The following is a 1,907-nucleotide window of genomic DNA, read 5'->3' as shown; positions in this document are numbered from 1 at the left end:
GCCCAAGGTGGACGCCGCACTCAACCTCCACGAACTGACCAGTGAACGAGGCATTCCGCTCACACTGTTCTCCTCGATCGCCGGGACTTTCGGAGGGATGGGCCAGGGCAACTATTCGGCGGCCAACGCCTTCCTCGACGCCTTCGCCGCGCACTGCCGCATGCAGGGCCACCCCGTGCAGTCGATGGCGTGGGGCCTGTGGGAGCAGCGCAGCGAGATGACCGGCAAGCTGGGCGGCGCGGACCTCTCACGCCTTGCCCGTGGCGGGATCGTTCCGTTCTCCTCGGCGGACGGTGCGGCACTGTTCGAGAGCGCCCGCACGAGCGGCCTTCCGGTGGTTCTGCCGATGCGGCTCGACCTCGCCGCCCTGGCGGCCCAGCCGACGGAGTCGGTGCCGGCGCTGCTGCGTGGCCTGGTCCGCCCGGCCGGGCGCAGGCCCGTCCGGCGGGCCGCGGCGGGCGGCGTGGTGCCGGCCCGGGGCGTCAACCAGCACCTCGGCACGATGCCCAAGGCGGAGCACGGCCGGTACCTGCTGGACCTCGTCCGTTCGACGGTGGCCGGTGTGCTCGGCTACACGGGTCCCTCGGATGTCGAGGAGGACCGGGGCCTGCTGGATCTCGGCTTCGACTCCCTGACCGCGGTAGAACTCCGCAACCAGTTGGGCAAGGCGACCGAACTGCGGTTGCCGGTGACACTCCTCTTCGACTATCCGACCTCCAAGGCGATCGCGGGCTATCTGGAGGAGCAGATGGCCCCCGAGGCTGCGGACACCGTCGAGGACGTGTTTCCGGAACTGGACAGACTGGAAGAGGATTTCTCGCGCATCGCCGCGGACGACGCGGCCCGCGCCCGGGTCACCGCACGTCTGGAAGGGATTCTGGCCAGGCTCGGACCGTCGACGAGTGCCACCGGGGACGCCGCCGTCAGCAGGATCGATTCGGCTTCCGATGACGAGATATTCGACTTCATCGAGAACGAACTCGGTCTGAATTGATTGCTGTTGCCGGAACCGTCAGTGCATCACGAAAGGGAGCGACCGGTGAGTGAACAGAAGCTTCGCGACTATCTCAAGCGAGTGACAACGGACCTGCACCTGACCCGCCGACGCCTGCAGGAGGCCGAGGACCGGGAGCGGGAACCGGTCGCCGTCGTCGGCATGGCTTGCCGCTACCCGGGAGGGGTGGCATCGCCCGAGGACCTGTGGGAACTGGTGGCCGAGGGCCGGGACGCCATATCGCCTTTCCCCTCCGACCGGGGCTGGGACCTGGAGGCGCTCTACGACGCCGACCCGGACAAGCCGGGTACCAGCTATGCCCGCGAGGGCGGCTTTCTCATCGACGCGGACCACTTCGACCCGGCGTTCTTCGGTATCTCCCCGCGTGAGGCGCTGGCCATGGATCCCCAGCAGCGGCTGCTGCTGGAGACGGCCTGGGAGGCCGTCGAGCGTGCCGGGATCGACCCCACGACGCTCAAGGGCAGCCGGACCGGCGTCTTCGCCGGGGTGATGTACCAGGACTACAGCTCGCGGCTGCGTCAGGTCCCGGAGGATGTCGAGGGCTACGTCGGCAGTGGAGGTTCGGGCAGTATCGCGGCCGGCCGGATCTCTTACACATTCGGTTTCGAAGGGCCGGCGATCACGGTCGACACGGCGTGTTCCTCCTCTCTTGTGGCCATGCACCTGGCCGCGCAGGCGCTGCGCAAGCAGGAATGCGGACTGGCCCTCGTCGGTGGCTCGATGGTGATGTCCACCCCCGTGGCCTTCGTCGATTTCAGCCGGCAGCGCGGGCTGGCCACCGACGGGCGTTGCAAGGCGTTCTCCGCCGATGCCGACGGCACCGGCTGGGGTGAGGGTGTCGGCATGGTGCTGCTGGAGCGGCTGTCGGACGCCCGGCGTAACGGGCACGAGG

The 1,907-nt window shown here is 68.7% G+C and carries 2 protein-coding genes; both read left to right on the top strand.

Features of this window, described 5'->3' with window-relative positions; genetic code table 11:
• Nucleotides 1-994, top strand: a 994-nt coding sequence (locus ABD299_RS11810; RefSeq protein WP_344261302.1) for a beta-ketoacyl reductase, incomplete at its 5' end; no start/stop codon positions are given.
• A 45-nt stretch (nucleotides 995-1,039) separates the two neighbouring features.
• The coding region (locus ABD299_RS11805; protein ID WP_344261300.1) for a beta-ketoacyl synthase N-terminal-like domain-containing protein at nucleotides 1,040-1,907 on the top strand (868 nt) is incomplete at its 3' end.

This window comes from Streptomyces sodiiphilus, from assembly GCF_039529215.1.
GTDB classification, from domain to species: domain Bacteria; phylum Actinomycetota; class Actinomycetes; order Streptomycetales; family Streptomycetaceae; genus Streptomyces; species Streptomyces sodiiphilus.
This window is presented reverse-complemented; position numbering and strand designations above follow the sequence as displayed.